The 25,247-nt window shown below is 69.0% G+C and carries 22 protein-coding genes and 1 riboswitch; of the genes, 20 read left to right on the top strand and 2 right to left on the bottom strand.

What is annotated here, in order from left to right:
- Window positions 1-136 precede the first annotated feature (136 nt).
- The 16 genes from RQG77_RS16995 to argH all read left to right on the top strand — a co-directional run bounded on the left by RQG77_RS16995 (window position 137) and on the right by argH (window position 19,019).
- Entirely contained in the window at window positions 137-886 is a 750-nt protein-coding gene (locus tag RQG77_RS16995; protein WP_396653426.1) for an amino acid ABC transporter ATP-binding protein, read from the top strand.
- Window positions 887-947: 61 nt separating this feature from the next.
- Window positions 948-1,856: a glutamate ABC transporter substrate-binding protein gene (locus RQG77_RS16990; protein WP_311245791.1), complete on the top strand. Its 909-nt coding sequence runs from the start codon at window positions 948-950 to the stop codon at window positions 1,854-1,856.
- Window positions 1,857-1,916: 60 nt separating this feature from the next.
- Window positions 1,917-2,573 carry an amino acid ABC transporter permease gene (locus tag RQG77_RS16985; protein ID WP_056513061.1) on the top strand — a complete coding sequence of 219 codons (657 nt, stop codon included), beginning with the start codon at window positions 1,917-1,919 and terminating at the stop codon, window positions 2,571-2,573.
- A complete protein-coding gene (locus RQG77_RS16980) occupies window positions 2,570-3,511 on the top strand; it encodes an amino acid ABC transporter permease (protein ID WP_311245790.1) in 942 nt (313 codons plus the stop codon). The genes RQG77_RS16985 and RQG77_RS16980 overlap by 4 nt, the downstream gene beginning before the upstream one ends.
- Before the next feature lie 48 nt (window positions 3,512-3,559).
- Window positions 3,560-4,600 (top strand): phenylalanine--tRNA ligase subunit alpha, encoded by a 1,041-nt coding sequence (gene pheS / locus RQG77_RS16975; RefSeq protein WP_311245789.1) that lies wholly within the window; start codon window positions 3,560-3,562, stop codon window positions 4,598-4,600.
- On the top strand, window positions 4,600-7,104 hold the full coding sequence (gene pheT / locus RQG77_RS16970) for a phenylalanine--tRNA ligase subunit beta (RefSeq protein WP_311245788.1): 2,505 nt from the start codon (window positions 4,600-4,602) through the stop codon (window positions 7,102-7,104). Before pheS ends, pheT begins: the two co-directional genes overlap by 1 nt.
- A 136-nt stretch (window positions 7,105-7,240) precedes the next feature.
- Window positions 7,241-7,957: a DUF402 domain-containing protein gene (locus RQG77_RS16965; protein WP_311245787.1), complete on the top strand. Its 717-nt coding sequence runs from the start codon at window positions 7,241-7,243 to the stop codon at window positions 7,955-7,957.
- A 64-nt stretch (window positions 7,958-8,021) separates the two neighbouring features.
- Window positions 8,022-8,987: an NAD-dependent epimerase/dehydratase family protein gene (locus RQG77_RS16960; protein WP_311245786.1), complete on the top strand. Its 966-nt coding sequence runs from the start codon at window positions 8,022-8,024 to the stop codon at window positions 8,985-8,987.
- A gap of 23 nt (window positions 8,988-9,010) precedes the next feature.
- Window positions 9,011-9,104: riboswitch (TPP riboswitch) on the top strand.
- Window positions 9,095-9,943 (top strand): hydroxyethylthiazole kinase, encoded by an 849-nt coding sequence (thiM, locus tag RQG77_RS16955; protein WP_311245785.1) that lies wholly within the window; start codon window positions 9,095-9,097, stop codon window positions 9,941-9,943. It overlaps the preceding riboswitch by 10 nt.
- Window positions 9,940-12,090 carry a bifunctional hydroxymethylpyrimidine kinase/phosphomethylpyrimidine kinase gene (locus RQG77_RS16950; RefSeq protein WP_311245784.1) on the top strand — a complete coding sequence of 717 codons (2,151 nt, stop codon included), beginning with the start codon at window positions 9,940-9,942 and terminating at the stop codon, window positions 12,088-12,090. The genes thiM and RQG77_RS16950 overlap by 4 nt, the downstream gene beginning before the upstream one ends.
- Window positions 12,091-12,334: 244 nt before the next feature.
- Entirely contained in the window at window positions 12,335-13,387 is a 1,053-nt protein-coding gene (gene argC, locus RQG77_RS16945) for an N-acetyl-gamma-glutamyl-phosphate reductase (RefSeq protein WP_311245783.1), read from the top strand.
- Window positions 13,384-14,541 carry a bifunctional glutamate N-acetyltransferase/amino-acid acetyltransferase ArgJ gene (argJ, locus tag RQG77_RS16940; protein ID WP_311245782.1) on the top strand — a complete coding sequence of 386 codons (1,158 nt, stop codon included), beginning with the start codon at window positions 13,384-13,386 and terminating at the stop codon, window positions 14,539-14,541. Before argC ends, argJ begins: the two co-directional genes overlap by 4 nt.
- Window positions 14,538-15,455: an acetylglutamate kinase gene (gene argB / locus RQG77_RS16935; protein ID WP_056513034.1), complete on the top strand. Its 918-nt coding sequence runs from the start codon at window positions 14,538-14,540 to the stop codon at window positions 15,453-15,455. Before argJ ends, argB begins: the two co-directional genes overlap by 4 nt.
- Window positions 15,452-16,663 carry an acetylornithine transaminase gene (locus tag RQG77_RS16930; RefSeq protein WP_311245781.1) on the top strand — a complete coding sequence of 404 codons (1,212 nt, stop codon included), beginning with the start codon at window positions 15,452-15,454 and terminating at the stop codon, window positions 16,661-16,663. Before argB ends, RQG77_RS16930 begins: the two co-directional genes overlap by 4 nt.
- A complete protein-coding gene (gene argF / locus RQG77_RS16925) occupies window positions 16,660-17,589 on the top strand; it encodes an ornithine carbamoyltransferase (RefSeq protein ID WP_311245780.1) in 930 nt (309 codons plus the stop codon). The genes RQG77_RS16930 and argF overlap by 4 nt, the downstream gene beginning before the upstream one ends.
- The gene (gene argH / locus RQG77_RS16920) at window positions 17,589-19,019 is read left to right on the top strand and encodes an argininosuccinate lyase (RefSeq protein WP_311245779.1); all 1,431 of its coding nucleotides are present in this window, start codon (window positions 17,589-17,591) and stop codon (window positions 19,017-19,019) included. Before argF ends, argH begins: the two co-directional genes overlap by 1 nt.
- 111 nt (window positions 19,020-19,130) lie before the next feature.
- Here the strand turns inward: argH and RQG77_RS16915 are convergent, their stop codons facing one another.
- Window positions 19,131-19,718: a DUF1349 domain-containing protein gene (locus RQG77_RS16915; RefSeq protein WP_311245778.1), complete on the bottom strand. Its 588-nt coding sequence runs from the start codon at window positions 19,716-19,718 to the stop codon at window positions 19,131-19,133.
- Between the two features lie 59 nt (window positions 19,719-19,777).
- Between RQG77_RS16915 and RQG77_RS16910 the strand changes: the two genes are divergently transcribed.
- From RQG77_RS16910 to RQG77_RS16895, 4 genes are all read left to right on the top strand, one after another.
- Window positions 19,778-20,422 carry a SatD family protein gene (locus tag RQG77_RS16910; RefSeq protein ID WP_311245777.1) on the top strand — a complete coding sequence of 215 codons (645 nt, stop codon included), beginning with the start codon at window positions 19,778-19,780 and terminating at the stop codon, window positions 20,420-20,422.
- Window positions 20,419-21,279, top strand: coding sequence for a hypothetical protein (locus tag RQG77_RS16905; protein WP_311245776.1), 861 nt, complete (start codon window positions 20,419-20,421; stop codon window positions 21,277-21,279). The genes RQG77_RS16910 and RQG77_RS16905 overlap by 4 nt, the downstream gene beginning before the upstream one ends.
- Before the next feature lie 64 nt (window positions 21,280-21,343).
- Entirely contained in the window at window positions 21,344-22,645 is a 1,302-nt protein-coding gene (tyrS, locus tag RQG77_RS16900) for a tyrosine--tRNA ligase (protein ID WP_311245774.1), read from the top strand.
- A gap of 95 nt (window positions 22,646-22,740) precedes the next feature.
- A complete protein-coding gene (locus RQG77_RS16895) occupies window positions 22,741-23,538 on the top strand; it encodes a DUF4184 family protein (RefSeq protein WP_311245773.1) in 798 nt (265 codons plus the stop codon).
- Here the strand turns inward: RQG77_RS16895 and RQG77_RS16890 are convergent.
- Window positions 23,523-24,857: a CoA transferase gene (locus RQG77_RS16890; protein WP_311245772.1), complete on the bottom strand. Its 1,335-nt coding sequence runs from the start codon at window positions 24,855-24,857 to the stop codon at window positions 23,523-23,525. The two genes, RQG77_RS16895 and RQG77_RS16890, sit on opposite strands and share 16 nt — an antisense overlap.
- Window positions 24,858-25,247 lie beyond the last annotated feature (390 nt).

Here is a 25,247-nt window from a genome sequence, read left to right as displayed (position 1 = left end):
GCCCCCACGGTTCGCGGGGGCGGGCCGTGGGGCACTCCGGTGCTCCCGTGCGATCCCACCCCTCTCGTGGTTACGAACGTGTAAATGTCGACGCACCTGTATGGAGCCACGTGACCGACCTGGCTAGTTTGGAGAAATGATGACCTCTGGTAAGCCTCTCGTCGTGGTCGACAACGTCCAGAAGCACTATGGCGACTTCCAGGCGCTCACGGATATCGATCTCACGGTGAACGCCGGCGAGGTCGTCGTCGTGATCGGCCCCTCCGGCTCGGGTAAGTCGACGCTGTGTCGCACGATCAACCGGCTCGAGACGATCACGAGTGGCACGATCAGCATCGACGGCAAGGCGCTCCCCGCCGAGGGCAAGGGGCTCGCGAACCTGCGCGCCGACGTCGGCATGGTGTTCCAGTCGTTCAACCTCTTCGCGCACCTGACGATCCTCGAGAACGTCACGCTCGGGCCGATCAAGGTCCGTGGCATGAAGAAGGCGGACGCCGACAAGGAGGCGATGACGCTCCTCGAGCGCGTCGGGGTCGCCCAGCAGGCATCGAAGCTCCCCGCTCAGCTCTCGGGCGGACAGCAGCAGCGCGTGGCGATCGCGCGTGCTCTCGCCATGCAGCCCAAGGTCATGCTCTTCGACGAGCCGACCAGTGCGCTCGACCCCGAGATGATCAACGAGGTACTCGACGTGATGGTCGAGCTCGCCCACGACGGAATGACCATGATCGTCGTGACCCACGAGATGGGCTTCGCGCGCAAGGCCGCCAACCGCGTGGTCTTCATGGCCGACGGGCGGATCGTGGAGGAGGCGACTCCCGAGGAGTTCTTCACGAACCCGAAGAGCGATCGCGCCAAGGACTTCCTCTCCAAGCTCCTCACGCACTGACGAGCCAGACAGCCCCGAGCTTCACAGACCTTTGCACACACAGCACACGAAGGAGACGCACATGCGACGCACACGCACACTGGCAGGAATCGGGATCGCGACGGTGGCACTGTTCGCGCTGACCGCCTGCAACAGCGGCAGCCCGTCCAGCCCCGGCGCCGGAACCGGCGGCGACGAGGGTGAGGACTCCACCTGGTTCGAGGTCGCCGAAGACGTGCAGCTCGAGGGCAGCCCGACGTTCGACGCCATCCAGGAGCGCGACAAGGTCATCGTCGGCGTCAAGGAAGACCAGCCCGGCCTCGGCTACCTCGACGTCACGACGGGGGAGCGCACCGGCTTCGATGTCGACATCGCCCGGTGGATCGCGGCCTCGCTCGGCTACGACGAGGACAAGATCGAGTTCAAGCCGATCGCCTCGGCGAACCGCGAGCAGGCGATCACCAACGGTGACATCGACTACTACGTCGGCACCTACTCGATCAACGACAAGCGCAAGGAGCTCATCGACTTCGCCGGCCCGTACTTCATCACCGGCCAGGGCCTCCTGGTCGCGGCAGATGCGGACGACGCCGAGGCGCTCGAGGACTTCAACGGCAAGACCGTGTGCTCTGCGACCGGCTCGACGCCGATCCAGAACATCAAGGCGAACTTCCCCGACATCACGACGCAGGAGTACGACCTGTACTCCGCCTGCGTCCAGGATCTGATCGACGGCAAGGTCGACGCGGTCACCACCGACCAGGCGATCCTGATCGGCTACGCGGCTCAGTACCCGGATGACGTGAAGGTCACCGGCGGCCTCTTCACCGAGGAGCGCTACGGCGTCGGCCTCACCAAGGGCGACGACGCACTGCGCACGCACATCAACGAGCTCTTCACCGACGGTGGCGACATCTGGCAGGCGATCTTCGACGCGAACCTCGGCTCCAGCGGCATCGAGGTCGAGCAGCCCGAAGTCGACGCGTACTGATCTGACCTGGGCGGCCTCCTTCGGGAGGCCGCCCACACAGTCTGAAGAAGGGAGGGTGGCGTGGACGTCATCTTCGGCAACCTCGATCTCTGGGGAGAGGCGATCAGCAACACGCTGCTCGTGTTCTTCGCCGGTGGGGTCATCGCACTGATCCTCGGTCTCATCGTCGGAGCGATGCGCGTATCTCCGGTACCGATCGCCCGGGGCGTCGGCACCGTGTACGTCAACACCGTACGCAACACCCCGCTCACCCTCGTGTTCTTCTTCTTCATCTTCGGGTACCCGCAGCTGGGCCTCCCCGAGCTGTCGAACCTGGTGCTCGGCATCCTCGCGATCGGCATCTACACCGCCACCTACGTGGCGGAGGTGCTGAGGGCGGGAATCAACACCGTTCCGGTCGGCCAGGCCGAGGCCGCACGAGCGATCGGCCTGCCTTTCGGGCAGGTGATGGGTCTCGTGATCCTTCCGCAGGCGTTCCGCTCCGTGGTCCCGCCGATGATGAGCGTGTTCATCGCCCTGCTGAAGAACACGACCGTCGCCGCCGGGTTCTCGGTCGCCGAGCTCGCCGCACTGCGCTCGACGGTCAACGACTCCGCCGACCGACCCGGCAACCCCATGGAGGTCCTGCTCTGGGTCGCCGTGGTGTTCGTCGCCCTGGTGCTGCTGTTGAGCTGGCTGCAGCGATATCTCGAGAATCGATGGAGGATCGCGCGATGAGTTCCGTACTGTACGACGTCCCGGGTCCCCGGGCGATCGCCCGCAACCGCATCATCGCCGTCCTCACGGTCGTCCTCGTCCTCGTCGCGGTCGGATTCGTGGTCCTCCGGATGGTGGAGACCGGTCAGTTCTCGGCCGAGAAGTGGTACGTCTTCACCTTCGCCAACGTGTGGATGGGCATCCTCAAGGCGCTCGGCAACACCCTCGCCGCTTTCGGCTTCGCTGCGCTCCTGAGCATCATCGTCGGATTCCTGCTCGCGATCGGTCGGCTGTCCGACCGTGCGTGGATCCGCATCCCGGTCACCGCGGTCACCGAGCTGTTCCGAGCCGTGCCCGTGCTGGTCTTCATGATGCTGCTCTACTACGGGCTTCCTGTGATCGGCATCAAGATGGACCCGTACTGGGCCGTCGTGCTCGCCCTCATGGCCTACAACGGATCCGTCCTCGCCGAGGTGCTGCGCGCCGGAGTCGAGTCGCTGCCCCGCGGGCAGAAGGAAGCCGGATACGCGATCGGCCTGCGCAAGAGCGGTGTGATGGGACTCATCCTGCTGCCGCAGGCCATCCGAGCGATGCTGCCGGTGATCGTGGCGCAGCTCGTCGTCACCATGAAGGACACCGCACTCGGGTTCATCATCACCTACCCCGAACTGCTGTACTACGCCAAGCAGCTGACCTCGCAGCAGGGGCGCCCCATTCTGCAGTCGGCGTTCGTGATCGGCGGCATCTACATCATCATGTGCCTGATCCTCTCGGGCATCGCACGTCGGGTCGAGATCAGCACCCGGCGCTCGCCGAAGGTGCAGGCCATCCACGCCGCAGAGGATCCCCGCCAGCATGGCGACGGAACGGACACCGAGCTGATCACTCTGCAGCGCGGAGGCAGCGGATTCGGTGGAACCGGCGGCGTAGGCGGGCTGGACAGCTCCGATCCGAAGTGACCTCTACCGGCGCGGGGCGACCGCCCCGCGCCGGTAGACTCCTGTCTCGTGTCTGAGTCTCCCGAAATCACCCCGGAAGCAGTCGAGGCCGCTGTCGCAGCGGCGCTCGAAGCGATCGCCGCAGCCGCCGATACGGCCGAGCTGAAGGCCACCCGTACCGCTCACGTCGCAGAAGGATCGCCTCTGGCGGTGCTGAACGCGTCGATGCGCCAGGTGGCTCCCGAGAACAAGGCCGCGTTCGGCAAGCTCGTCGGCCAGGGCCGCGGCCAGGTCACCAAGGCGCTCGCCGCCAAAGAGGCCGAGCTCGCGACCGCGGAGGTCGCCGCGCGCCTCGAGTCAGAGCGCGTCGACATCACCGCAGTGCCCTCGCGCACGCGCGTCGGCGCACGGCATCCGCTGACTCTGCTCAGCGAGCAGATCTCCGACATCTTCGTCGGCATGGGGTGGGAGATCGCGGAGGGACCCGAACTCGAGCACGAGTGGTTCAACTTCGACGCCCTGAACTTCGACGTCGATCACCCCGCCCGCCAGGAGCAGGACACGTTCTACGTCGACCCGCCGTCGCGCCACCTCGTGATGCGCACGCACACCAGCCCCGTGCAGGTGCGGTCGATGCTCGACCGCGACGTGCCGATCTACGTGCTGTGCCCCGGCCGCGTGTACCGCACCGACGAGTTCGATGCGACCCACCTCCCCGTCTTCACCCAGTTCGAAGGTCTCGTCGTCGACAAGGGCATCTCGATGGCACACCTCAAGGGCACGCTCGACCACGTCGCGCGCCAGCTCTTCGGTCCGGAGGCGAAAACGCGCTTCCGCACGAACTTCTTCCCCTTCACCGAGCCGTCCGCCGAGCTCGATCTGTGGCACCCGACCTTCAAGGGCGGCGCCCGATGGATCGAGTGGGGCGGTTGCGGAATGATCAACCCGAACGTCTTGCGGGCGGCCGGGATCGATCCCGATGTCTACAGCGGCTTCGCATTCGGGATGGGCGTCGAGCGCGGACTGATGTTCCGCAGCGATGTGCAGGACATGCGTGACATGGCAGAGGGCGATGTCCGATTCAGCGAGCAGTACGGGATGGTGGTGTGATGCGCGTCCCGCTTTCGTGGCTGCGTGAGTACGTCGATCTGGCAGCGGATGCGACGCCCGAGGACGTCTTGGCGGCGATGGTCACCGTCGGCTTCGAAGAGGAGGACGTGCACCGCTTCGAGATCTCCGGTCCCGTGGTCGTCGGTCAGGTCGTCTCCCTCGAGGCGGAGCCCCAGTCGAACGGCAAGACGATCAACTGGTGCCAGGTCGACGTCGGAGAGGCGAACGGCGGCATCCGCGGGATCGTCTGCGGTGCGCACAACTTCGTCGCCGGCGACAAGGTCGTCGTGACCTTGCCCGGTGCCGTGCTGCCCGGCCCGTTCCCGATCGCCGCGCGCAAGACGTACGGTCATGTGTCGGACGGCATGATCGCGTCGGCGCGCGAGCTGGGTCTCGGCGACGAGCACAACGGCATCCTCGTGCTCGCCGACCTCGGCATCGACGCGCCTGTCGGCACCGATGCCATCGCGCTGCTCGGGCTCGACGACGTCGCGGTCGAGATCAACGTCACCCCTGACCGCGGGTACGCGTTCTCGCTCCGAGGCGTCGCCCGCGAGTACTCGCACGCGACCGGCGCGGCCTTCCGCGACCCGGCCGAGCGCGACTTCGCCGAGCTCCAGCCCGGTACCGGCCACACGGCGGTCGTCGACGACGCCGCTCCCATCCGCGGACGCGTCGGTGCGAGCGAGTTCGTCACCCGTGTGGTCCGCGACGTGGACCCGTCGCGGCCGACCCCGCCGTGGATGATCGCTCGCCTGTCTCTTGCGGGCATGCGCTCGCTCGGCATCCTGATCGACATCACCAACTACGTGATGCTCGAGCTCGGTCAGCCGCTGCACGGGTACGACCTCGACAAGCTCGCGGGGGGGATCACGGTGCGCCGTGCGACCGCCGGCGAGAAGATGACGACCCTCGACGGCCAGGAGCGCGCGCTCCACGCCGAGGATCTGCTCATCACGGATGAGTCGGGCCCGATCGGCCTTGCCGGTGTCATGGGCGGCGGCACCACCGAGATGAGCGACACCACGCACAACGTGCTCATCGAGGCGGCGACGTTCGACCCGATCACGATCGCGCGCACCGCCCGCCGGCACAAGCTGCCGAGTGAGGCCTCCAAACGCTTCGAGCGCGGCGTCGATCCGCTCGTGCCGTTCGTCGCCGCTCGTCGCGCCGCCGACCTGATGGTCGAGTTCGCCGGCGGCACGCTCACCGAAGAGGGCGGCGCGCTGTTCGCCGAGGTCTTCGTCGCCGACATCGATCTGCCGAAGGGATTCGTGCAGGGCCTCATCGGCGTCGACTACACCGACGCCGAGATCGAGGGGGCGCTGACGACCATCGGTGGCGAGGTCACCGAGACGGATGCCGGCTGGACCGTCATACCGCCGACCTGGCGCCCCGACCTCACCGACAAGTGGTCGCTCGCCGAAGAGGTCGCGCGCATCCACGGGCTCGACCGCATCCCCTCTGTGCTGCCCACGCCGCCCTCGGGTCGCGGGCTGACCGCGCACCAGCAGGGCCGTCGTCGGGTCGCCGACGCACTCGCCGCCGCCGGTTTCGTCGAGACGCCGTCGTTCCCGTTCACGACCGAGGTCGAGAACGACCTGCACGGTTCGGCGTCGGGCGCGCACCTGCCCAGCATCCGGCTCGCGAACCCGCTCGACGGCTCTGCTCCGTTCCTGCGTCGCTCGCTGATCCCCGGGCTGTTGCAGACCGCGCATCGCAACATCTCCCGCGGTCTCACCGACCTCGCGCTGTTCGAGACCGGTGTCGTCTTCCTCCCGGAGCCGGGTGTCGAGTACGGCACCGACGAGGTGCCTCCGCTCGGGGCGCGTCCGTCGGACGAGACGCTCGCCGCCCTGAATGAGTCGATCCCGCCGCAGCACCGGCACGTGGCGGTGCTGCTCACCGGCAACGTCGTCGCGCGCCAGCCCGGCCGCGCCGCAGAGCCGGCAGGCCTGTCCGAGGCGCTCGACGCTGCCCGCGTCATCGCCGCGGCAGCGGGCGTCGACATCGACGTCGTCCAGGGGCAGCGTGCCGCGCTGCACCCCGGGCGTACCGGCGTCCTCTCGGTGGGTGACGTCGAGGTCGGGTATGTCGGCGAGCTCCACCCCGAGGTCGCCGCCGGCGCCGACCTTCCCGGTCGGGCCACGGTGCTCGAGCTCGACCTCGACGGCATCCTGGCGCTGGCTGACTCCCGTGCCGTGGCTGCCTCCCTCTCGACGTTCCCCGCCGCTACGCAGGACGTCTCGCTCGTGCTCGGCGCCGACGTGCCGGCGGGCGCTGTCCGTGCCGCGCTGGCGGAAGGAGCCGGTGCGCTGCTCGAGGCGATCCGTCTCGTCGACGACTACCGGGGAGAGGGCCTATCGGCGGGGGAGAAGAGCCTCACGTTCGCGCTGCGGTTCCGCGCCGACGACCGCACGCTCACGGCTGCCGAGGCCACAGAGGCGAAGCTCGCCGGTGTCGCCGTCGCGTCCGAACGCTTCGGCGCCACGCTGCGCGACTGACAGCGGCCGCGCCTGAAACGACGCGCACGCGGACTTCACCCGAGTGGTGCAGTCCGCGTGCGCGTGTTCGCTCCGGATGCGATGTTCGCCGCCGAGCCGACCTGAGCTCGGTGGACCTCCGAGGTACCGTGTCGTGATGAGCATCCTTCCCCACAGCACCCCTGCGGCGGTGCCGGACGGCGTCAGGGCGATGGGCGAGGGGCCCTTCCTGCAGCCGGGCGATCAGATCGACTGGCACTACCGGAAGCCGGGCTGGCAGCCGGGTGACGCGTCGACCATCACACCCATGCGCGTGGTGCGCGACGACGAGCGCGGGCTCGTGGCGTGGCTCGCTCCAGGGACCCTCCAGGAGGGGCAGGGGACGCCCGAGGGTGAGCGGGTTCGCACTGTTCCCCTGGATCGCCGCTGGCTCGACCCCCGGACGCGGATCGTCGAGGAGTGGTGGGGCAACGGCATCCTGCGCATCGCCCCGGCGGGCGCCGCGTGGTCGGTGTGGTTGTTCTGGAGCGAGGTGAGCGGACCGGACTGGCAGTTCGCCGGATGGTACGTGAACCTCGAGAACGCGCATCTGCGCACCGACCGCGACACCTACTCGTCGGATCACATCCTCGACGTCGAGATCGAGCCGGACGGCCGCGTGCACCTCAAGGACGAGGACGAGCTCGTCGCCGCGATCGCGCAGGGGCGCCTCACGCGCGAGCAGGCCGCTCAGATCGAACGACACGCGGATGCCGCGATCGAGTCGTTCCATGCGGGCGAGTGGCCGTTCGATCCGGAGTGGCGGGACTGGCGCCCTGAGTCCTCGTGGACCGTTCCGGTGCTTGCCGGGCTGGGCGAACTGCGCAGGTCGTGAGCACGGCATCCGCCCTGAGCGGAAGACCCTTCCCCTCGTGGACGGATGCTGATGGCATGGGTGCATGACAGACGTACTGATCCTCGGCGGAACGGGCTGGCTGTCGGGCCGGATCGCCCGACGGATGCTGGTGAACGGTTCGAGCGTGATGTGCCTCGCACGGGGAGGACGCCCGTCTCCCGAGGGGGCGAGCCTCGTGCTGGCCGACCGGGATGACCCCGCGGCCTACGACGCCGTGGCGGGTCGTGACTGGGACCACGTGATCGATGTCTCATCGAATGCGGCGCACGTCGAGGCGGCGGTGACCGCGCTCGGGGAACGGGCCGCCCGCTGGACCTATGTCTCGTCGATGTCGGTCTACTCCGACGACGAGGCGGTGGGAACCGACGAGACGGCACCCGTGCATGCACCGGCGGAGCCGGGTGACGAATACGAGTACGGCGCGCAGAAGGTCGCGGCCGAGAACTCCGTGCGTGCGCTCGGTGAGCGAGCGCTGATCGTGCGCCCCGGGCTGATCGTCGGCGAGGGCGACCCGAGCGATCGTTTCGGATACTGGGCTGCGGCCTTCCTGCGCGCGGTCGACGGGCCCGTTCTGCTGCCGAACGCCGAGGGGCGCAGCGCGCAGGTGATCGACGTCGACGATCTGTCGGAGTTCGTCGCCACGACGCATGCCACCGGCGTCGTCAACGCGATCGGCGACCGGCATCCGCTCGCCGAGGTGCTCGCGACCGTGCGGCGGAGCGCCGCACACGGGAGCGACACGGTGACGGCCGATGACGAGTGGCTGATCGAGAACGGCGTCGGGTACTGGGCGGGGGAGCGCTCGCTGCCGCTCTGGCTGCCCGCCGAGATGACCGGTTTCATGACCCGCACCAACGCCCGGTACCGTGCCGCGGGCGGCACCCTGCGACCGCTCGGCGAGACCGTCTCGGCCGTCATCGCCGACGAGCAGGAGCGAGGGATCGACCGTGACAGGCGCGCGGGGCTCACCCGTGCCGACGAGCTGGAGCTGCTGCAGCGGCGAGGGTGATCTCCGGTCGTCGCTAGACTTCGAGCAGTGACACGGGGTGCCGCATCCGCGGCTGAGAACAGACCCGTCGAACCTGATCTAGTTCGTACTAGCGAAGGGATGTCGCATTGAGCGATCGTCTGCGTCCAGAATCCGAATCGACCCTGGTGGCCTCGGCCGCCGAGCTGTTGTCCGCGCTCCGTGAGTCACCACCGCTGACCCACTGCATCACCAACACCGTCGTCACCGGCTTCACGGCCAACGTGCTCCTGGCTCTCGGGGCCGCACCCGCGATGGTCGACATCGTCGACGAGGCGGGTCTCTTCGCGGGCGTCGCATCCGGAGTGCTGATCAACCTCGGGACGCCGACCCCCGAGCAGCGGGCCGCGAGTCTCGAAGCCGTCGCCGGTGCCGCAGCCGCGGGCACTCCCTGGGTGCTCGATCCGGTCGCGATCGGTTCGTTGCCCGTGCGCACGGCGCTCGCGCACAGCCTCGTCACCTCGCGCCCCGCGGCGATCCGTGGGAACGCCTCCGAGATCCTCGCACTCGCGGGGCTCACCGCCGGAGGGCGCGGAGTCGATGCCACCGACACCACGGATGCCGCCTCTGACGCCGCCCTCGCACTCGCCGCCCGTCACGGCTCGGTCGTCGCCGTCTCCGGCCCCATCGACCTGATCACCGACGGGCGGCGCGTCGTGCGGATCGCGAACGGCGACGAGCTGCTCACCAGGGTCACCGGTGGCGGGTGCGCACTGGGCGCCGTGATGGCCGCCTTCCTGGGGACCGCCCGCACTGCCGAGATCGATCCGCTTACCGCCGTCGCGTCGGCGAGCCTCGTGTACACGATCGCCGCGGAGCGCGCCGCCGCACGGGCCTCGGGTCCTGGCAGCTTCGCGGTCGAGCTCCTCGACGCGCTGGCGGCCGTTGAGCCACAGGACATCGCCGCTGCGGCACGCGTCGAGGAGCGTGCACTGTGAGCGCGGACCTCTCGCTGTACCTGGTCACCGACGCGGATCTCTGCGGGGAACGCGGTGTCGTCGAGACCGTCCGCCGTGCCGTCGACGGGGGAGTGCGGATCGTGCAGCTGCGGGATAAGACGGCGACGGATGCTGAGACCACGGCGCAGCTCGTCGAGCTCTCCCGCGTGATCGACGGACGCGCTCTCCTCGTCGTGAATGACCGCCTCGATGCGGCTCTCGCCGCGCGTGAACAGGGAGCGAGGGTCGACGGCGTGCATCTCGGGCAGGGTGACGCATCGGTGCTGCGCGCGCGAGAAGCTCTGGGCGCCGAGGCGCTCATCGGTCTCACGGCGAACAGTCGGGAGCACTTCGAGGCGGTGGGCGCTCTGCCGCCCGGCACTGTCGACTACCTGGGCGTCGGCGTCATCCGCCCCACCAGCACCAAGCCCGACCATCCGCCGGCCCTCGGCGTCGAGGGCTTCCGAGCTCTCGTCGAGACGACCGTGCTCCCGTGTGTGGCGATCGGAGGGGTGGGCCTTGGCGACACCGAGCGACTGCGAGGTGCGGGTGCGGCCGGCCTCGCCGTGGTCTCGGCGCTCTGCGCGGCTGCCGACCCGGCCGAGACCGCGGCGGCATTCGTGCGTCGTTGGCGTGCGGCCGGCACGCCGCGCGTGCTCAGCATCGCCGGGAGCGACCCGTCAGGAGGGGCGGGGATCCAGGCCGACCTCAAGTCGATCGCCGCGAACGGCGGTTACGGCATGGCCGCGCTCACCGCGCTGACCGCCCAGAACACCACGGGCGTGCGGGGAGTGCACGTGCCTCCTGCGGCCTTCTTGCGCGAGCAGCTCGACGCGATCTCCGACGACATCGTCATCGACGCGGTCAAGATCGGGATGCTCGCGAACGCCGACGTCATCCGCACGGTCGCCGACTGGCTCGATGTCGTTCGGCCGCCGATCGTCGTCCTCGATCCGGTCATGGTCGCCACCAGCGGCGACAGGCTGCTCGATCAGGATGCCGAGGCGGCGTTGCGCGACCTCCTCCGGCGTGCACACGTCGTGACGCCCAATCTCGGCGAGCTCGCCGTGCTGACAGGGCGGACGATCGGGGGATGGGGCGACGCGCTCGCCGCAGCAGAGGATCTGTCGACGGCGATCGGGGCGGCGGTGCTCGTCAAGGGCGGGCACCTCGACGGGGACGACGTCCCCGATGCGCTCGTGGACGCCGCCGGGGGAGTACGGCAGGAGTTCCCCGGCACGCGGATCCGTACCGAGAACACCCACGGCACCGGGTGCTCGCTCTCCTCTGCACTTGCCACCCGTCTGGCTCGTGGCGAGACGGCCGTCGGCGCCGTCGCCTCGACCCGGGCGTGGCTGCGCGAGTCACTGCGCGAGAGCGAGCCACTGCACGTCGGACGCGGTCACGGACCGGTCAGCCATTTCGCAGGACTGTGGGAGCGCGGCGGGCTCGAGACGAGACCGACGCCAGCGCAGATCCGGGCCGCGTGGTGGGCGCGCACAGCCGATGTGAGGGCGGGGATCGATGACCTCCCCTTCATCCGCGGGCTGGCCGACGGCACTCTCGATCGGGAGCCGTTCCTGTTCTACCTCTCGCAGGACGCGCTGTACCTCCGCGAGTACGCCCGTGTGCTCGCCGAAGCCTCACGCCTCTCTCCCACTCCGCACGAGCAGGCGTTCTGGGCGCGCTCCGCCGAGGGGGCGATCATCGGCGAGCTCGAGCTGCATGCGTCGTGGCTGACTCCGGGTGAGGGAGTGGAGGCGGCGATGTTCTCGGTCGCCCCCGCTCCGGCGACCGTCGCGTACCTCGACCATCTGCGATCCGTGGCGTTCGGCGGGGACTACGCCGAGCTCGTCGCCGCGGTGCTGCCGTGCTTCTGGCTCTACACCGACCTCGGTCAGCGCCTGCACGCGGGGGAGTTCGGCGACTATGCGCGGGATCCCCGGCATCCGTACGCCTCCTGGCTCGCAACCTACGCGGACCCGGCGTTCGAGGACGCCACGGACCAGGCGATCGCCCTGGTCTCGGCCGCAGCGGCGACCGCCGCCCCGGCCACCCGGGATCGGATGCTCCGCGCCTTCGAGGTGTCGAGCGCCCACGAGCTCGCCTTCTTCGCCGCACCGTTCGCCTCTGCCGCCTCTGCGTGACGGAGCGGATTTGCGCATGCCGCGACGAGCGCGCTATCGTCGCGGCATGCCTTCGGCCGCCACCGCAACTCTGACGCTCGCTCCGAGCGTCATCGCCGTGCGCCGACGCCGCAGCGGCCGCCGACTCTAGGCGACCCTGCGCTTCTGCCTGCTCACGCACGGCGGTCGAGTGCCGGTGTCGCCGCCCCGGTTCCCGACACTGCGCCCCGAGTTCGACACGGGGCATGACCGTTAAGGTAGAAGCATGACGTACTCCGTCGCCGTCTCCGGCGCATCCGGCTACGCGGGCGGCGAGATCCTGCGCCTCCTCGCGTCGCATCCCGACATCGAGATCCGCACCGTCACGGCGCACTCGAATGCAGGCCAACCGCTGGTGCAGCATCAGCCGCATCTGCGCTCTCTCGCCCACCTCACGCTGCAGGACACGACCCCCGAGATCCTGTCAGGGCACGACATCGTCTTCCTCGCCCTCCCGCACGGCCAGTCCGGCCAGTACACGGATGCGCTCGGCGACACTCCTCTCGTGATCGATGCGGGAGCCGACCACCGACTCACCTCGCAGGATTCGTGGGACGCGTTCTACGGGGGCGACTTCCACGAGCCCTGGGCGTACGGCGTGCCCGAGCTGCTGGTCGGCGGCGTCAAGCAGCGGGAGATACTGCGCGGCGCGACGCGGATCGCGGCGCCGGGCTGCAATGCCTCGACCGTGAGCCTCAGCCTGGCACCGGGAGTCGCGGCCGGTGTGATCGATGCCAGTGACATCGTCTCGGTGCTCGCGGTCGGTCCTTCGGGGGCGGGCAAGAGTCTCAAGACGAACCTCCTCGCCAGCGAGATCCTGGGCAGCGCCAACCCCTATGCGGTCGGCGGCACCCATCGGCACATCCCTGAGATCCGCCAGGCGCTCGCCGCAGCGTCCGGGGCCGCGCCCGACGGCGTCCGCATCTCCTTCACGCCCGTCCTCGTGCCGATGTCGCGGGGGATCCTCGCCACATCGACCGCACCGATCGTCAATGGCGTCAGCGACGCGGAGATCCGCGCCGCATGGGAGGACGCATACGGTGACGAGACCTTCGTGCAGCTGCTTCCGGCCGGTCAGTTCCCGCGCACGGCCGACGTCGTCGGCGCGAACACCGCGCTGATCGGTCTCGCGATCGACCGCGCGGCGAACCGCGTGACCGTGGTCACCGCGGTCGACAACCTCGTCAAGGGCACCGCAGGCGCTGCCATCCAGTCCATGAACCTCGCGCTGGGGCTGCCCGAGTCCCGCGCCCTCTCAGTGAACGGAGTCGCGCCGTGAGCGTCACCGCCCCCGCAGGATTCGAGGCGGCCGGAGTCGCCGCCGGCCTCAAGTCGACCGGCAAGCCTGATGTCGCCGTGGTCGTCAACCGTGGCCCGCGCAAGGTCGGTGCCGCGGTCTTCACGAGCAACCGTGCCAAGGCCAACCCGATCATCTGGTCGCAGCAGGCCGTCGCCGACCGCGTCGTCGAGGCAGTCGTGCTGAACTCCGGCGGCGCGAACTGCTTCACCGGCAGCTTCGGCTTCCAGACCACGCACCAGACCGCCGAGAAGGCGGCAGAGCTCCTCGGCGTCAGCGCCGGCGACGTGCTCGTCTGCTCGACCGGCCTCATCGGCGTCGGCGACGAGGCATTCCGCGCCAAGGTGCTCTCGGGCACCGAGCAGGCGATCGCCGAGCTGTCGACAGACGGCGGCGAGGGTGCGGCCGAGGCCATCATGACCACCGACAGCGTCTCGAAGACCGCCGTCGTCAGCCGCGACGGCTGGAGCATCGGCGGAATGGCCAAGGGCGCGGGCATGCTCGCCCCCGGCCTCGCGACCATGCTGGTCGTCATCACCACGGATGCCGTGCTCGAGCCGCTCGAGGCGGATGCCGCGCTGCGTGCCGCGACCGGAACCACGTTCGACCGCCTCGACTCCGACGGATGCATGTCGACGAATGACCAGGTCACCCTGCTCGCGAACGGCGCGTCCGGCGTCACCCCCGACCTCGAGGAGTTCTCGGCCGCACTCGCCGAGCTCTGCCAGCAGCTCGCAGTCAAGCTGCAGGGAGATGCCGAGGGGGCGAGCCACGACATCACCATCGAGGTGCAGCACGCGGTGTCCGAGGGCGAAGCGGTGGAGGTCGGCCGGTCCGTCGCGCGGAACAACCTGTTCAAGGCGGCGATCTTCGGAAACGACCCCAACTGGGGCAGGGTGCTCGCCGCGATCGGCACCACGAACGCCCAGTTCGACCCGTACGACGTGGATGTCTGGATGAACGGCGTGCGCGTGTGCAGCGAGGGCGGCCCCGATCGCCCCCGCGAGGAGGTCGACCTGACGCCCCGTGCCACCCACCTCGTGATCGATCTCAAGGTCGGCGACGCCACGGCCACGATCCTCACGAACGACCTCACCCACGATTACGTGCACGAGAACAGCGCCTACGCCTCATGACCGACATCCAGGACACCACGCCAGACGTCGCCGCGGTCAAGGCCGCGACGCTCATCGAGTCGCTCCCGTGGCTGAAGAAGTTCCGTGACCAGATCGTCGTCGTGAAGTACGGCGGCAACGCCATGGTCTCGGACGAGCTGCAGGAGGCGTTCGCGCAGGACATCGCCTACCTGCGGTACGTCGGAGTGCAGCCTGTCGTCGTTCACGGTGGTGGCCCGCAGATCTCCGACATGCTGCAGCGGCTCGAGATCCCGAGCGAGTTCAAGGGCGGCTACCGCGTCACCAACACTGAGGCGATCAGCGTGGTGCGCATGGTGCTCACCGGTCAGGTGAACCCGCAGCTGGTCTCCAAGATCAACTCGCACGGCCCGATCGCGACCGGTCTCAGCGGTGAGGACGCCGGGCTCTTCGGCGGCCGTCGTCGAGGCGTGGTGATCGACGGCGAGGAGATCGACCTCGGACGCGTCGGAGACGTCGTCGAGGTCGACCCGACGCCCGTGCTCGACCACCTGGCGGCCGGTCGAGTGCCGGTGGTCTCCAGCATCGCGCCCGATCTCGATCACCCGGGTCAGTCGCTCAACGTGAATGCGGATGCCGCGGCTGCAGCCCTCGCCGTGGCGCTGAACGCACGCAAGCTCGTCATCCTCACGGATGTCCCCGGGCTCTACGCCGATTGGCCCAACCGCGACTCGCTCGTCTCGCACCTCACCTCGGAGGCGCTCATCGAGATGCTTCCGACACTCGAATCCGGCATGATCCCGAAGATGAAGGCCTGCCTGGATGCGATCCAAGGCGGCGTGGATGCGGCCGCCATCATCGACGGACGCGTGCCGCACTCGGTGCTCGTCGAACTCTTCACCAGCAAGGGAATCGGAACAGAAGTGGTCATGGGAAGCGCAGGGACGAACGCATGAGCAATTGGCAGGATGACGCAGCGAGCGATCTGGTCCTCAATGCCGGGCCCCGCCTGGCGATGCTCACGCGTGGCGAGGGCTCGTACCTCTGGGACTCCGAGGGCAAGCGCCACCTCGATTTCCTCGCCGGCATCGCGGTGACGTCGCTCGGGCACGCGCATCCGGTGTTCGTCGAGGCCGTCTCACGGCAGGCGGCGACTCTCGCACATGTGTCGAACTACTTCGCCACCCCGTCGCAGCTCGCGCTCGCCGCACGGCTGAAGCGCCTCGCCGGTGCCGGCATCGACGGTCGCGTGTTCTTCTCGAACTCGGGAGCCGAGGCGAACGAGGCTGCGTTCAAGCTCGCCCGCCTGCACGGCGGCACGGAGAAGCCCCGCATCATCGCCCTCGAGAACGGCTTCCACGGGCGCACCATGGGCTCGCTCGCGCTCACTGCCAAGGCCGCGATGCGCGCGCCGTTCGAGCCGATGCCCGGGGGAGTCGAGCACATCCCGGCGACGATCGAGGCTCTCGAGGCAGCGATCGACGATCGGGTCGCCGCCGTGATCGTGGAGCCCATCCAGGGTGAAGCCGGTGTCGTCGAACTGCCGGAGGGCTATCTGCAGGCGGCGCGGTCGCTGACTCTGAAGCACGGAGCACTGCTCATCGTCGACGAGATCCAGACGGGCGCTGGGCGCACCGGAGCTTGGTTCGGATTCAGCCACGAGGGCATCACCCCCGACGCCATCACGCTCGCGAAGGGCATCGGCGGCGGCTTCCCGATCGGCGCACTCGTCACCTACGGTGCGGCGAGCTCGCTCTTCACCCCCGGTTCGCACGGCTCGACATTCGGCGGCAACCCGCTGGCGACCGCCGTGGCCGACGCGGTGCTCACCGAGATAGAGAACGCGGGCCTCGTCGACAACGCCGCGCGTCGGGGCGAGGCGCTCCGTGAGATCATCACCGGGCTCGACTCGCCCCTCGTCACCGGCATCCGCGGCCGCGGACTCCTCATCGGCGTGGCGCTCAGTGCCCCCGTCGCGAACGACGTGGTCGCCGCCGCGCAGGAGCGTGGCCTCATCGTGAACGCCGCGAACCCCGAGACCGTGCGCATCGCGCCAGCGCTCACCATCGGAGACGAAGAGCTCGCCGAGTTCCGCGAGCTCTTCGCCGCATCGCTCGCCGATGTCCAGGCATCCCTCACCGAATCCGGAAAGGCCCTCGCATGACCCGCCACCTTCTGCGTGACGACGATCTGACCCCCGCCGAGCAGGCGGAGATCCTCGATCTCGCCATCGAACTGAAGAAGGACCGCTGGGCGAACAAGGCGCTCGCCGGTCCCCAGACGGTCGCGGTGATCTTCGACAAGTCATCGACCCGCACCCGCGTCTCGTTCGCGGTGGGCATCGCCGACCTCGGCGGCTCGCCGCTGATCATCTCGACCGCCAGCAGTCAGCTCGGCGGCAAGGAGACTCCGTCCGACACGGCTCGTGTTCTCGAGCGTCAGGTCGCGGCCATCGTGTGGCGCACCTACGCGCAGGCGGGGCTCGAAGAGATGGCGGAGGGAACCACAGTGCCTGTCGTCAACGCGCTGTCCGACGACTTCCACCCGTGCCAGCTGCTCGCCGACCTGCTCACGATCCGCGAGCACAAGGGAGACCTGAAGGGGCTCACGCTCACGTTCTTCGGCGACGGTCAGAGCAACATGGCGCACTCCTACGCGCTGGCCGGCGTCACCGCCGGCATGCATGTGCGGATCGCGTCGCCCGCCGACTACGCGCCCCGCGCCGACGTCGTCGAGGCGGCCGACCGCCGCGCCGCCGAGACCGGTGGGTCCATCACGCTGTACACCGACGCCGTCGAGGCGGCAGCCGGTGCCGACGTCGTGGTCACCGACACCTGGGTGTCGATGGGCAAGGAGGAGGAGAAGCTCGCGCGCATCCGCGATCTCGGTGGCTACAAGGTGACACCCGAGACGATGCAGATCGCCGATTCCGAAGCGATCTTCATCCACTGCCTCCCTGCCGACCGTGGCTACGAGGTCGACTCCGAGGTGATCGACGGCCCGCAGAGCGTCGTCTGGGACGAGGCCGAGAACCGTCTGCACGCGCAGAAGGCGCTGCTCGTCTGGCTGCTCGGCAAGAAGGACGCGTGATGGTCGACTCGAAGAACGAAGGCACCAACGAGGGCGCGCTCTGGGGGGCTCGTTTCGCGAGCGGACCCTCGCCCGAGCTGGTCGAGCTCAGCCGATCGACGCACTTCGACTGGGTGCTCGCACCGTACGACATCGCCGGCTCCCACGCCCACGCGACCGCGCTCGCGGCGGCCGGGTATCTCGAGCCCGATGAGGCGGCCCGGATGCACGAGGGACTGGATGCCGTCGCGCGCAAGGTCGCGGACGGCACCCTGCAGCCCGTCCCGTCCGATGAGGACGTGCACGGTGCTCTCGAGCAGGCTCTCATCGCCGAGCTCGGACCGGAACTGGGCGGGCGTCTGCGCGCAGGCCGCAGCCGCAACGACCAGATCGCCACGCTCGTGCGGATGTACCTGATCGATCATGCCCGCGTGATCGCCCGTGATCTGCTCCGTGTCATCGACGCGCTCGTCGCCCAGGCGGAAGCGCACCCCGACGCGATCCTCCCTGGACGCACGCACCTGCAGCACGCGCAGCCGGTGCTGCTCGCCCATCACCTGCAGGCGCACGGATGGCCGCTCGTGCGCGAGCTCGAGCGTCTCGTCGACTGGCGTCGTCGTGCCGGCGTCTCGCCATACGGCGGGGGAGCCCTCGCGGGTTCGACGCTCGGCCTCGACCCCGCTCTCGTCGCGACCGAGCTCGGCCTCGATCGTCCGGCCGAGAACTCGCTCGACGGCACGGCCGCACGTGACGTGGTGGCCGAGTTCGCCTTCATCACCGCGATGACCGGCGTCGACATCTCGCGTCTGAGCGAGGAGATCATCCTCTGGAACACGCGTGAGTTCGGATTCGTGACGCTGCACGACAGCTACTCGACCGGCTCGAGCATCATGCCGCAGAAGAAGAACCCCGACATCGCCGAGCTCGCTCGCGGAAAGTCCGGGCGTCTGATCGGAAACCTGTCGGGTCTCATGGCCACGCTCAAGGGCCTCCCGCTCGCGTACAACCGCGACCTGCAGGAGGACAAGGAGCCGGTCTTCGACTCCGTGCAGACGCTCGAGGTGGTGCTCCCCGCATTCGCCGGAATGATCGCGACGCTGCGCTTCGACACCGAGCGGATGGCGGCGCTCGCGCCCCAGGGCTTCTCGCTGGCGACGGACGTCGCGGAGTGGCTCGTCAAGCGACGAGTCCCGTTCCGCGATGCGCACGAGATCTCCGGCGCCCTCGTCCGAGCCTGCGAGGAGCAGGGCATCGGGCTCGAGGACGCCTCCGACGAGCTGCTGCTGTCGGTCTCGCCGCACCTGGTCCCGGATGTCCGTGAGGTTCTCACGATCGAGGGCTCGGTGGCCTCGCGCACCGGCGCCGGAGGAACCGCGCCCGTGCGGGTGGCGGAGCAGCGCGCAGAGCTCGTGGCGCGCGCTCAGGCGGCCGCGCACGCGCTCGGCCTCTAGCCGGCGTCCCGGCGGCGCGGCGACTCGCACCACGCAGAACGGCCCGCGGGCACTCTCGACGAGAGTCTCCGCGGGCCGTTCGATTCTCCGCGGGTGGTCCGCTGGTGAGACTCAGTGCAAGGCGGCGTCGGCGGCCGAGCGCGTCCAGCGGATGAAACGCACGATGAGCCCGGAACGGGTGGGGCCTGCGAGGAACGGACCGGCGGATGCGGCGGCGGCGCCGTCGAACGGAGCGACCCGGACGAGGCGCCATTCGCCGTCATCCGCACGTGCGCGCACGATCACGGCATCCGGCCATCGGCTCACGCGGACGGTGATCTCGCTGCCGTGCCAGTCATCGACGTACCCGACCGACCAGTCGGATCGGATGTCGGTGACGACGGCTCCGAGGCCGAGGTGCTCGTCGGCGTATTCGATGCCCGCCTTGATCCAGTGCTCGTCATCGATGCGCACGAAGACTCCGGCCTGGTCGAACTGGCCGTCCCACGGTGCGCGGAAGGTGACGTCCATCGCCTCGCCCACCGCCAGGGGAGCGAGGAGCGCGTGCTCGGTGTCGTGCACGAAGCCGTAGGCGGTGTGCCGCCAGGCGTCGCTGCCCTCCACCGCGGTCACGTCGAGGTTCTCGCCCTCGGTGGAGGCAGCGACGGGTGGGTGGGTCCAGGAGCCTTCGGCCCAGGGGATGATGTCTGATTCAGGCATGTTCCGAGACTATAGCCAAATAGGGCATAAATGGAAGTTATTCGTGATACGGTTATCACATGGTCATCGCCGTACTCGCCGACATCGTGGGCTCCCGCCAGCTCGACGATCGGTCGGCGGCGCAGCGCATCCTCGACGACACCATCAGGCGGGTGGAGGGCGATCTGCCTCTCGCGCACCAGTCGCTGACGCCCACGGTAGGGGACGAGCAGCAGGGCGTCTACCTCGCGCTCGAAGACGCGATGGTGTCGCTTCTGATGATCCAGCTCGCTCTTCCCGACGGCATCGCCTTCCGCTTCGGGGTCGGTGTCGGCGACGTGCGCGCGGTCGACTCCGTGCACGGCGAGCTCGCCGACGGCCCCGGCTGGTACGCCGCGCGTGCCGCGATCGAGACCGTGCATGCGAGGGAGGGGCGCACCGTGCCGCGCACCCGCACATGGATTGTCGGTGCTCCCGGGCAGGATGAGGTCATGGACAGCGTGATCGCCGCATCGAACGCCTACCTCCTCGTCCGAGACGAGCTGGTCGGCGCGATGAACGAGCGCGAGCGCCGTCTCACCTACGGGCGCCTGATCGGCAGATCGCAGCATGAGCTTGCGGCCGAGGAGGGCATCTCGCAGCCGAGCGTCTCGAAGTCGTTGCGCAGCGCGGGGAGTGCCGCACTGATCGAGGGCGTGGCCGCCTTGAGGGGATCGAACGCATGATCGTCGCCGGATTCCTGCTGCTGGCGGTGGGCGCCGCCGATCTCGTGCGGCAGTTCGCGCCGCGTCGGTGGATCGGCTACCTCGCGGTGGCTGTCATCCTGCTGCTGCTCGGCAGCGTGAGCGATGCGCTGCTGCCGATGCTCGCAGGTCTGGTCGTCGGCGCCCTGTGGGTCTGGTGCATGCCGTCGGAGCGACCGGCGCCGCTCGGGTTCTGGCCCGCCGTGCTGCTCGGCGTGCTGAGCATCGGTGCGGTGGTGTGGCTCGGTGCTCGAGCGGATGCCGGTCTGATCGGCTCGGTGTGGACCCTGCGCTCGCCCTTCGGCGATGTCCCGTTCGATCTCGCGATCCTCACCCTGGGTGCGGCTGTCTTCCTGCTCGAGTCCTCGAACCTCGTGGTGCGCGCCGCGCTCGACGGCGAGCACACCTGGCGGCCCGCCGAGCTGCGGCTCGTCGCGTCCGACACCGCGGTCTCGATCCCTGCTGTCGCCGACGGCGTCGCCGCCGAACCGGGCCATGACGCCGCGGCCGCAGAATCCCCCGTCGAGGGCGCGAACGCTGAAAGCGTGTCTGTCGAGGGGATGACCGCCGATACCCCGGTGTCCGACCCGCGGGCCGGATTCAAGGGCGGGCGCCTGATCGGCCCGCTCGAGCGCATCCTCGTGATGATCCTCACATTGGCCGCCGCCTACCCGATCCTCGCGGCCATGCTCGCGGCCAAGGGCATCGTGCGATTCCCTGAGATCTCCCGCGACGGTGAGACCGGGGCGCGGGCCGAGTACTTCCTGGTGGGCAGTCTCGTGAGCTGGGTGATCGGGCTGGGCGCGGCGTTCCTGGTGTGGTGGGCAGCCCACAGCTGACAGCAGCATCCGCCTGTGCGGCGGCGGGGAATGGCGGGCACTCACCGCTGATAGCCTGGAGCGCGTGTCGAATACCGATCTGACGACCGCCCCGCCGGCGATCGACCCCACGTTCGAGAACGTGTGGGACGAACTGCTGTGGCGCGGCCTCGTCCATGTGTCCACTGACCAGGAGGCGCTGCGCGCCCTTCTCGCCGGGGACCCGATCACGTATTACTGCGGTTTCGACCCGACTGCTCCCAGCCTGCACCTCGGCAACCTGGTGCAGCTGCAGACGCTGCGTCGTATCCAGCTCGCCGGGCACAGGCCGCTGGGCCTGGTCGGCGGCTCGACCGGCCTGATCGGCGACCCGCGGCCCACCGCCGAGCGCACGCTCAACACGCGTGAGACCGTCGAGGAGTGGGTCGGGCGCCTGCGGACGCAGGTCGAGCGCTACCTCAGCTTCGAAGGCGACAACGCCGCGCGCATCGTCAACAACCTCGACTGGACGGCGCCCCTGTCGGCGATCGACTTCCTGCGCGAGATCGGCAAGCACTACCGTGTGGGCACGATGCTCAAGAAGGATGCGGTCGCCGCGCGCCTGAACTCCGACGAGGGCATCAGCTACACGGAGTTCAGCTACCAGATCCTGCAGGGCATGGACTTCCTCGAGCTGTACCGCCAGTACGACTGCGTCCTGCAGACCGGCGGCTCGGACCAGTGGGGCAACCTCACGAGCGGCACCGACCTCATCCGTCGGTCCGAGGGCGTCGCCGCGCACGCGATCGGCACGCCGCTGATCACGAACAGCGACGGCACCAAGTTCGGCAAGAGCGAGGGCAATGCGATCTGGCTGGATCCGGAGATGTGCAGCCCGTACCGGATGTACCAGTTCTGGCTCAGCACAGCGGATGCCGACGTCATCGAGCGCCTCAAGGTGTTCACGTTCCTCACGCGCGCCGAGATCGAGGAGTACGAGGCGCTCGTCGAGTCCGAGCCGTTCCGGCGTGCCGCTCAGAAGCGTCTGGCGCTCGAGGTCGTCGCCACCGTGCACGGCATCGATGCGACGGCCGCGGTGATCGCGGCATCCGATGCTCTGTTCGGCCAGGGTGACCTGACCGCGTTGGACGCATCGACGCTGCGCACCGCGCTCGAAGAGCTCCCGAACGCCACGGTCGATGCGGGCTCGTCGGTCGTCGACGCGCTCGTCGCGACGGGGCTGGTCTCGAGCCTGTCCGAGGCTCGCCGTGCGATCGGCCAGGGGGGCGTGTCCCTCGACGGCGAACGCATCGACGACGAGGCGGCCACCGTGCAGGGAACCCTTCCCGGAGGTGTCTCCGTGCTCCGCCGCGGCAAGAAGACCCTCGCGGGAGTCTTCCTCACCTGACGATCGATCTCTGATCGCGAGACGGCGGTCGCCTGGGCTGTTCTCAGGTGGCCGCCGGCACGCTTCTCGCCAGCCGGATCGACAGGAGACATCGGATGCCGTTCACCCCCAGCCACGCGCTGGTCGCGCTGCCTTTCATCCGCACTCCGCTGGTGCCGGCCGCGATTGCGATCGGCGCGATGACGCCCGATCTTCCGCTGTTCCTGCGCGGTGTCGGCCTCGACTACTCGTTCACGCACACGTTCGGCAATGTGGTGTGGACGGCTCTGGTCGCTTTCGTGCTGTTCATGATCTGGCGGGTCGTGCTCCGTCCGGCCGTGGGCGAGCTCGCCCCACTCTGGCTGGCCGAGCGGATTCCCGCCGAGTGGTCCGAGTCGGGAGTCGAGGCGGCAAGCGCCGCGGTGGGGGCCGGGTCGAAGCGCCCGCTGTACCCGGTGCTGCTCGCCGTCTCGTTGATCCTGGGTGTGCTGTCGCACATCCTCTGGGATCTCTTCACGCATGAGGGGCGCTGGGGCGTCGACGCATTCCCCGCGCTCGAAGAGATGTGGGGACCTCTGACCGGCTACAAGTGGCTCCAGCACGGGTCGAGTGTGGTCGGTCTTGTGGTCATCGGGATCTGGGCGGCGCTGCGACTGCGTCGAACCGAACCGCGGGGTGACCTGGTGCGGACGCTGCCGGCGGGAGTCCGGATCTCGTGGTGGCTGTCGCTTCCCGTGGTGCTGGTAACGGCCTCGATCGTCGGGTACTTGGCGTACGGTCCGTTCACGGAGGAGTTCACGTACCAGCACCTCGCGTATCGGATGCTGCCTCCGGCCTGCGCACTGTGGGGTGCGCTGACCCTGGCGCTGTGCCTCGCCCTGCCGCTCTTCCGCCGCCATCACCAGCGCGGCTGATCCGACCCCCACCGATGCGGAGCCGCGAACTCGAGCCCGGGAAGTGCCGGCCTCGCGGTGGTGACCTTCCGTCCGGCGACATCGAACGGCGCGGAGTGTGCGCCGGGGTCGAACTCACGCTCCGATCCCGGTTCATCCGTGCGCGGCATCCCGAGCAGCTCAGCGGCCACCCGACGCAGTGACGTGCGCACCGTCCAGCTGCCGCCTTCGCGCTGACGCCGCTCCAGCACCGCGATGACAGCGGTCGCGAGCAGGTAGCCGGCGCTGTGGTCGAGCGCCTGGGCAGGGAGTGCTCCTGGCCGATCGCCGTCAGGCGACTCGATCAGCGAGATTCCCGATTCGGCCTGCACCAGGCTGTCGAAGCCGGCGCGATCCGGGTCGCCCATTCCCCAGGCGCTGAGTTGGGCGATCACCACCCCCGGATACTGCTCGGTCAGCGCGGCCGCCGACAGGCCGAGGCGGTCGAGCGATGACGGGCGGTATCCGAGCACGACCACATCCGCGCCGGCGAGGAGTTCGCGGAAGCGCTCGCTTCTCGCCTCGATCAGCGTCGTTCGCTTGCCATGGCCGGTGTCGAGGTGCTGCCACTCGGGCTCTGGGAGGTCGGGCGGATCCACTCGGAGCACGTCGGCGCCGAGCAGCGCCAGAGTCCGCGTGCACACCGGGCCCGCGATCACGCGCGTGAGGTCGAGGACGCGAATACCGGTGAGCGGTGCGTCACGGTCCTGCACGAGCGGACCGCGGCGGGAGCGAATGCGGGATTCCCCGGAATCCCGACGTGTGACCTCGAGCAGGGGAGTGGCGCGCCACCGCGCATCGAGGTGAGGGTCCTCGCGGAGCACGGGAACGGCGAGGCCACGCTCGGACGTGATGACTCCGACCGCCTCGGCGGTCGTGCGCTCCAGGATGGCTGCACGCACTGCGTCGCCGCTCGCGCCGAGATCGAGTCCGAGCCCGGTGAGGAGCCGGTGGGCGTGGTGTGGATAGTTGCCGTGGGTGCGCACCCACCCGTCTGCCGAACGCCAGAACCCCGAGTATGCCGACCACACGTCGGGCGCGATCCCGTCGACCGCGAGAACGCGGTCGCTCCTGTAGGCGGTGGCGATGCGGTCCGGATCCGGCAGTTCTCGGATGCCAACCATCAGACTGACCGCGTGCGCGCTCGCCCACGCGAGATCCGCGGTGGCGAGACGCGAGGGGAGGGGGACGGGATGCGGTGGCACAGCGTCGACGTCAGACATGTCGTCCGCCATGCCGAGATCGGAGAACACCCGCTCCAACAGGGCTGCCGAGGGGGAGGGATCAGTGGGCTGCGTCACGTTGCGATCGTACTCGTGACGCCGATCCGAGCCGATAACCGGTTCTGGACTGGGGAAATCCTGGCGCGGAGTGACGGCGACACGCCCGGGGGTGGTGCCTCGATTTGCCAGAACCCCAGAACCCACGTAACTTATTACTTGTTCGCCCCACAGGGAAGCGGAGAGGCCGAGAGCTTCACCCCCCTCAAGCGGAGAACCACCTCCCACTCCACTCACTTGTGAGAACAGGCGCCTGCGTCTAGGATGGGAGGTCCACCCCATCTGCGGCTGTCACAAGCTGCGCAGCGGATCCAAGATCTGCCGGCGCGCTGATTTGACAAGCGAGACAGGGTGGCTAAGATAGAGAAGTTGCCCTTCGGGCCTGGTTGTGATGACTGGGTCGTGGGAGCA

The organism is Microbacterium sp. WCS2018Hpa-23 (genome assembly GCF_031843845.1).
Lineage (GTDB): Bacteria > Actinomycetota > Actinomycetes > Actinomycetales > Microbacteriaceae > Microbacterium.
This window is presented reverse-complemented; position numbering and strand designations above follow the sequence as displayed.